9 protein-coding genes are annotated in these 6,982 nt (G+C 49.6%); all 9 read right to left on the bottom strand.

What is annotated here, in order from left to right:
• The coding region (rny, locus tag OXH16_24055) for a ribonuclease Y (protein ID MCY3684478.1) at positions 1 to 1,585 on the bottom strand (1,585 nt) is incomplete at its 3' end.
• Positions 1,586 to 1,895: 310 nt separating this feature from the next.
• Positions 1,896 to 2,222, bottom strand: a complete 327-nt coding sequence (locus tag OXH16_24050) for an iron-sulfur cluster assembly accessory protein (protein MCY3684477.1) — start codon at positions 2,220 to 2,222, stop codon at positions 1,896 to 1,898.
• A gap of 11 nt (positions 2,223 to 2,233) precedes the next feature.
• Positions 2,234 to 2,713 carry a redoxin domain-containing protein gene (locus OXH16_24045; protein ID MCY3684476.1) on the bottom strand — a complete coding sequence of 160 codons (480 nt, stop codon included), beginning with the start codon at positions 2,711 to 2,713 and terminating at the stop codon, positions 2,234 to 2,236.
• 21 nt (positions 2,714 to 2,734) lie between these two features.
• Complete coding sequence (locus tag OXH16_24040) at positions 2,735 to 3,346, bottom strand: superoxide dismutase (GenBank protein MCY3684475.1); 612 nt, start codon at positions 3,344 to 3,346, stop codon at positions 2,735 to 2,737.
• A 148-nt stretch (positions 3,347 to 3,494) separates the two neighbouring features.
• On the bottom strand, positions 3,495 to 4,343 hold the full coding sequence (gene panC, locus OXH16_24035; protein ID MCY3684474.1) for a pantoate--beta-alanine ligase: 849 nt from the start codon (positions 4,341 to 4,343) through the stop codon (positions 3,495 to 3,497).
• A gap of 126 nt (positions 4,344 to 4,469) precedes the next feature.
• Positions 4,470 to 5,303, bottom strand: coding sequence for a 3-methyl-2-oxobutanoate hydroxymethyltransferase (gene panB / locus OXH16_24030; GenBank protein ID MCY3684473.1), 834 nt, complete (start codon positions 5,301 to 5,303; stop codon positions 4,470 to 4,472).
• Positions 5,304 to 5,306: 3 nt separating this feature from the next.
• Positions 5,307 to 5,960: a deoxynucleoside kinase gene (locus OXH16_24025; GenBank protein ID MCY3684472.1), complete on the bottom strand. Its 654-nt coding sequence runs from the start codon at positions 5,958 to 5,960 to the stop codon at positions 5,307 to 5,309.
• Between the two features lie 17 nt (positions 5,961 to 5,977).
• Complete coding sequence (folK, locus tag OXH16_24020; protein MCY3684471.1) at positions 5,978 to 6,481, bottom strand: 2-amino-4-hydroxy-6-hydroxymethyldihydropteridine diphosphokinase; 504 nt, start codon at positions 6,479 to 6,481, stop codon at positions 5,978 to 5,980.
• Entirely contained in the window at positions 6,478 to 6,837 is a 360-nt protein-coding gene (gene folB / locus OXH16_24015; protein MCY3684470.1) for a dihydroneopterin aldolase, read from the bottom strand. The genes folK and folB overlap by 4 nt, the downstream gene beginning before the upstream one ends.
• Positions 6,838 to 6,982 lie beyond the last annotated feature (145 nt).

Here is a 6,982-nt window from a genome sequence, read left to right as displayed (position 1 = left end):
TGCGCGGGATGCGTTTGCCCGAGCGACCAGCCCAATCTGTGGCGATTGTTTGTCTAATTACCGTGATCTGAACCTCGCCTGGATAGGTCATTTCCTCGCGAATCCGCTCAGCAATTGCAAAGGACAGGTCTTTGGCCTGTTCGTCGCTCACGCGCCCGGCGTTGACCAGCACGCGCACTTCGCGTCCGGCATTGATGGCATAAGCATCGCGCACGCCATCGAAAGATTGCGCCACCTCCTCTAAATCGCGAACTCGTTTGATATATCCTTCGGCATCGTCACGCCGAGCGCCGGGACGCGATGAAGAAATCGCATCGGCTGCCTTGACTAAAAATGAAAGGGGGGTCGAAGCCTCTGCCTCGCCGTGGTGATAAAAAATGCCATTGATAACTTCCTGCCCCTCGCCGTATTTGCCAGCCAGATGCGCGCCAATGTCGGTGTGTTTGCCCTCGAGTTCCTGGTCCACGGCTTTGCCGATATCGTGCAATAGCCCACATCGCCGCGCGAGTTTTTCATCCATGCCCAATTCTGCTGCCATTGCTCCGGCCAGGAAAGCGACTTCTTTGGAATGCCCCAAAACGCTTTGTCCGTAACTCGTGCGATATTTGAGCTTCCCGATCAGTTTGACCAGTTCGGGATGCACTGATTCAATACCCAATTCGCGCACTGCCCGACGACCTTCTTCTGCAATGAGCGAATAGATCTTTTTTTCGCAATTTGCAACAACGGCTTCAACGCGGCTTGGATTGATGCGGCCATCGCGCACCAATTGCTCCATAGACAGACGCGCCACATCGCGCTTAACTGGATCAAAGCTGGATAAGACAACCGCCTCGGGTGTATCGTTTACAATGACTTTCACACCTGTAGCGGCTTCAAAAGCAATGATATTGCGCCCCTCTTTGCCGACGATGCGCCCCTTGATATGATCATCGGGCAATGTGACAACCGATATGGATGACTGTACGGTTTGATCTGTGGAACAGCGTTCTATTGCCTGTGCCAGAATTTTCTTCGCATCGCGGTCGGCTCGTTCCCTGGCGTGATCGATAATTTCTCGGCCGATATTTGCGGCTGTCTGCTGCAGTGAATTTCGGATGTTTTCGAGTAGCATCTCGCGGGCGCGATCGGCATTCATGCCCGAAATACGCTCCAATTGCGCCCGTTGCTGATCGAGAATATCGGTCAGTTCCAGCTCTCGTTTCTCCAAACGGACGGCTTTTTGATTTCCCTCTTGTTCCCGTCGCGTTAAGGTCTTTTCGCGCTGGCTTGCAACTTCGGCTTGTTTTGCGAGACGAGTCTCTTGTTCCTGTAATTCTTCGTTTCGGTGATCTAAGGCGCGCTGTTTTTGATCAAACGACTTTTCAATTTCGGCCTTCTCTTCATACCAGCTATTTTTAATTTCTAAAAAAGCAGCCTTGCGATCCCGGTCTTCGTTTTTCGCGAGTTTGATTGCGCGTTTCTCTGCCTGTTGCTCAATATCTCGCATTTTTCGATCTCTAATGCGGGTGCCAACAAGCCACCCGATTCCAAACGTAATAAGGGCAATGGCAACTGCCAGATAGATGATAATGTTCGTTGCCATTGAAGCTCCCTGAAATAGCATGTCCATTGGAGCCTCCTGTCAAAATTCAAATCCGGTTTTATATCCATAGCGCAGGTGCGTTTGAGGATGTTTCCAAAAAGCTGCTGCACAAACTGCGCCGATGCGTTATACGCATCGCAAATAAGAAAAAGTATGTAAAAAATAGACGTCATGCGTTTTTGTTCCTCAGAAGCTGGCTTAAAGCGATAAAGGGATTATGTAGTGTCCCAAATATTTTAAGGGACCCAAAAGGGAGGAATCGCGAGACGACCCCTCCCTTCTGCACACCGGCATTTCTACAAAGCGATACTCAAACGCTGAACGATTCCCCACATCCACATTGATTTTTGGCATTGGGGTTGTTAAACCGAAACCCCGTTCCCATCAGGCCATCGTCGTAGTCCAGTTCCGTGCCTGTCAAAAAGAGCGCGCTTTTCATATCGACAAAGACCCGAACGCCATAGGCTTCGATTACGCTGTCATCTGTGCGGACTGTCTCGTCGAAATCGAGCTGATATTGAAGGCCAGAACATCCGCCGCCGATCACTTTCAGGCGCAAACCGTGATCTTCGGGACGTCCGTCTCGGTCCAGGAGTTCTTTGATTTTGCCCGCTGCTGTTTCTGTGACGCGAACCATAAATGCCTCCATTAACTCAACGCTTGCAAACACGCTTTGATCGCATCAAAATCCGGCAACTCGGTTGGATCGTCGGATACAGAAGCAAAGCGCACCACACCGGTTTTATCTACGACGAAAGCCGAACGCTTTGCCACGCCCTTAAATCCAATCAGGTCTTCGAATTGCGATCCATAAGCCGCGCTTACTTCTTTGTTGAAATCGCTGAGCAGGGGAACGGTAATCTCGTTTTCTTTTGCCCATGCTTCCTGGGCAAAGGGACTATCTACACTGATGCCCAAAACCTGTGCATCGAGTGCGTCGTAATCGGCCAAACCACCGCTGACCGAGCACATTTCATCGGTACAGACACCGGTATAAGCCAGTGGGAAAAACAAAATTACGACGTTTTTGCTGTCTCTGTAATCGCTCAGAGAAATATCGTTCATATCATCACCAGATTTTGATTTCAACGTAAAATCTGGTGCCTGGTCACCTACAGTAATACCCATTTCTCATATCCTTTGAAAAACTTATAGCGCAGCTTCGTAACGGCGGTTGACTTCGTCCCAGTTAATTGTATTGGTCCAGGCTTCAATATAGTCGGGACGCAAATTCTGATACTTGAGATAATAAGCGTGTTCCCATACATCGAGGCCGAGAATGGGCGTCCCATCGCCCGTCATGAGTGGATTATCTTGATTGGCAGTGCTCATAATATTGAGCTTGCCGTCTTTGACCACGAGCCAGGCCCACCCACTGCCAAAGCGCGTTGTTGCAGCGGTGACAAATTGCTCCTTTGCCGCTTCCACGCCGCCTAAATCGGATCCAATAGCGCTGGCGACTGCGCCTGTTGGCCCACCACCGCCATTGGGGCTCATAATCGTCCAGAACAAACTGTGGTTGGCATGGCCGCCGCCGTTGTTTTGAACAGCAGTTTTGATATCGTCTGGTACGCTGTCCAGGTTGGTGATCAAACTTTCGATAGATTGATTTGCCAGATCATCGTGTCCCTCAAGCGCGGCATTGAGGTTGGTCACGTAGGCATTGTGGTGTTTGGAATGATGAATTTCCATTGTCCGCGCGTCAATGTGTGGCTCGAGTGCATCATAAGCATAGGGCAAGTCGGGCAATTGATATGCCATTTTGAAACTCCTTGTTTAGAGATGAATAGCGTTACTGAGTCGGAAATCAAAATATAATGAACTCCCCTGAAGGCGTCAAGTCCTTATACAAGTCATTTATTTTATATAACATAAATACTTACAACAACTTGATATATATCTGGAAAAATCATTTGATGCGAATAAGCGCGTTGTCTATCAGGCGTGCATTGCCGAAGCGCACAGCTACGGCGAGCAAAATGGATTCTTTTAGCTCTGTGACGGGTGTGAGATCTTTTGCATCGACGACTTCGATATAGTCGATTTTCGCACTGCGCTGTGGTTCAATGACGTCGCGCATGGCTTCGATGACTTTTTGAGCATGCCTTTCGCCTCGAACGATCATTTTTTTTCCCAACATCAATGCGCGGTAAAGCGCAGGGGCTTCCCGCCGTTCTTCAGCGCTCAAATAAGCATTTCTCGAACTCATCGCCAATCCGTCTGCTTCGCGCACTGTGGGGGCCATCTGTATCTCCACATCCAGGTTGAGATCGCGCACCAGGCGTTGAATGACTATTGTTTGTTGCGCGTCTTTTTGCCCAAAGATAGCCACATGGGGTTTTACCGCTGCAAACAGTTTGGTGACGATTGTTGTCACGCCTTCAAAATGTCCCGGACGACTTGCGCCACAAAGTTTTTCGGTTAGCTTTGCCACGCGCACCGATGTGGCAAAATCTCCGGGATATATTTCTTTTTCATCGGGCAGGTATGCGAGATGCACGCCGTGCTGGTCGATCAGTTCCAGGTCCCGATCAATGTCTCTTGGATAGGCTGCGAGGTCTTCGGTGGGACCAAATTGCAGTGGATTGACAAAAATGCTCACCACAACCCGATCTGTCACTTTTAATGCCTTGCGCACGAGGCTGAGATGGCCTTCGTGTAGATATCCCATTGTGGGTACAAGCCCGATGCGCAGGCCCGCCTGCCGGATACGGTCCGCTGCGCGGTGCATATCGCGGACGGTTTTGATAATTTTTATGGCCATAACGAATCAACGAATCAACGAATCAGCGAATCAACGAATCAACGAATCAACGGCGGAGTTTGTAACGATACTGACTTATATCATGTCAGCACATGCTCTGGGTGGTAGGGCGGGGTTCGTCTATTCGTCTATTCGCGCTCTAAATCGACGCAATTCTGCGCTCTTTATCTTAAAACGGTGTCTGTCTTCTGGGAATCGGTGTGCCTTGATATCTGCGACATATTCTGCAAATGCTCGATGCATTACACTTTTGAGATCTGTGTATGTTTTGACAAACCGATAATGGCTTTTGTAAACGCCCAGCATATCGTGTGCAACCAGCACCTGTCCATCACATACGCGTCCGGCACCAATTCCGATGGTTGGCATGGACATCCGTTTGGTCACGACTTCGGCAATGCGCTCGGGCACACATTCTAAAACTACGGCAAGGGCACCGGCAGAGGCCAGTGCATCGGCATCTTTTAAGACGTCGAGTGCTTCTTCGGCGCGGTCTCCAAACACGGGACGCTTACCCGTGCGCGTTTGGGGCGTGTAGCCCACATGCCCAACCACGGGAATGCCCTCGGCGACGAGTGCCTCGACCTGGGTCGTTATATTGCGCCCTCCTTCGAGTTTAACCACTTCGGTGCCAGCAGAAACCAATTGTCGCGCATTTTCTAATGCTTGCTCTGGCGTTTCGTAAGCTCGATAGGGCAAATCTGCCATCAACAGGGCACTCACTACTCCGCGCCGCACCGCGCGCGTGTGGTGGAGCATATCATCCATTGTCACCTGCTGAGGGCTTTTATACCCCAACACATTGACGCCAACCGAGTCTCCCACAAAGATGACATCGACACCCGCAGCATCCTGAAAAACAGCCGTTGGATGATCGTAACAGGTCAACATCGCAATGGGTTCGCCTCGTTGTTTCATCAGCGAGAGGGTTTCTGGTTGTATCCGCGATCCCATAAGTCAGGTCCGCCTCGTGTTGTCAGTTTCCATATGCGCTGGTCGATAATAACGGGTTCCAGATGGAGGCGATGTAATTTGTGCCAGTAAATCCTCCAGGTGTTCTGGGCGGTTTTCAAAATCGATCTCCGATACATTAACTGCGAGTAGCGGTGTTACCGAATAATGAAAGAAAAACTGGTTATAAGCTTCCAGTAACTTCGAGACGTATGCTTTTGTTATCTCTCTTTCATATCCGCGTTCATGGAGTCTTATACCCCGCATCAGATGATTGACTGTGGTTTGCAAATAAATCACCAGATCTGGACGGGGAAGTTTTTCGCTCAATGTTTCGGACAGCCGTTCATAGAGGGCAAATTCCGTATCATTGAGTGTCACATTGGCGTAGATGCGATCTTTTTCAAAAATAAAATTGCTGACCACAGCTTCTTCAAACAAATCCATCTGGTGTAGTTCTTGTTGTTGTCGATAGCGGCTCAGCATAAAAAAGACCTGAGTTTGAAAGCCATATTGATCAGGAGCCTCATAGAACAAAGGCAAAAAGGGATTTTCTTCGGGTTCTTCGAGCATCAGGCGAGCATTTAGACGACGCCTCAAAAGACGAGCCAAACGCCTTTTGCCCACACCTGTTACGCCTTCAATAGCTATATATCGCAACGCTAAATCCCCCGACCTTATTTTTTTCTTATCAAATTGAGACCTTCAATTTTTCGCACGGGCAAATCCATGCCCAGGGAGTCGGTCAAAAATTGAATCGATTGATCTAAAACGGGATGTTTGAGATCGGGTTTGAGGTCGCAAAGCGGTATCAGGACGAATGCGCGCTCGTGCAAGTGTGGGTGTGGCACCTGCAAGCCCGGCTGGTTGATGACGTTGTCGCCGTAAAATAAAATATCGAGGTCCAGGGTGCGCGGTCCCCACCGCGTCTGGCGCACGCGACCAAATCCGCGCTCAATTGCCAGTAGGCAATTCAATAAACTTCGCGCGGAGAAACTGGTATGGATTTGCAGAACTGCGTTGAGAAAATACGGCTGGTCGGCCACTCCGATTGGGGCGGTTTCATAGACTGCAGAGGCAGCGACAACGGCGATTTCGGGTTTTGCATCTATCATACCCGTCGCGTCTTGGAGCGTTTTTTCCCGATTTCCCAAATTCGCGCCAATGCCAATGTAGGTCACGTTTCGCGCCTCACTTCAACTTCAACGCCATCGAAATTGACGGGAACCGGTGGATTGGGTTTGCGCACTCGCACGAGAAGTTTTGCCAGTCCCAATTCCGACTGCAAAACGTCAGCAATGCGGTCTGCCAGGGCTTCGACAAGGCCGAATCGCTCGCCTGTCACCACTTGCTCGACTATTTTACAGACGCGCGGATAATCTACGGCCTGAGGTGTATTATTGCGTGCAAATCCTCTGAAATCGCCATAGATTTCTACGTCAACTTCAAATTTTTGACCGAGTTTGGCCTCTTCTTCAAACAGGCCATGGTAGCCGTAAAAAGCCATATTTTTTATTCTCAGTACGTCTTTTGTCATGGTGCTAATATTTACAATTCCATTTGTTAAGTCAAGGAGTTTGCTGTAAATGGCAAGTTGACTACTTCGGCCTCTGATCCGTCGTCCAAAATTACGCGTTGTCCTGCCTCGTGATAGCCCCGGCGGATGATGGCAAGGGCGATCA

This window comes from Gemmatimonadota bacterium, from assembly GCA_026705765.1.
Taxonomy (GTDB): Bacteria; Latescibacterota; UBA2968; order UBA2968; family UBA2968; genus VXRD01.
This window is presented reverse-complemented; position numbering and strand designations above follow the sequence as displayed.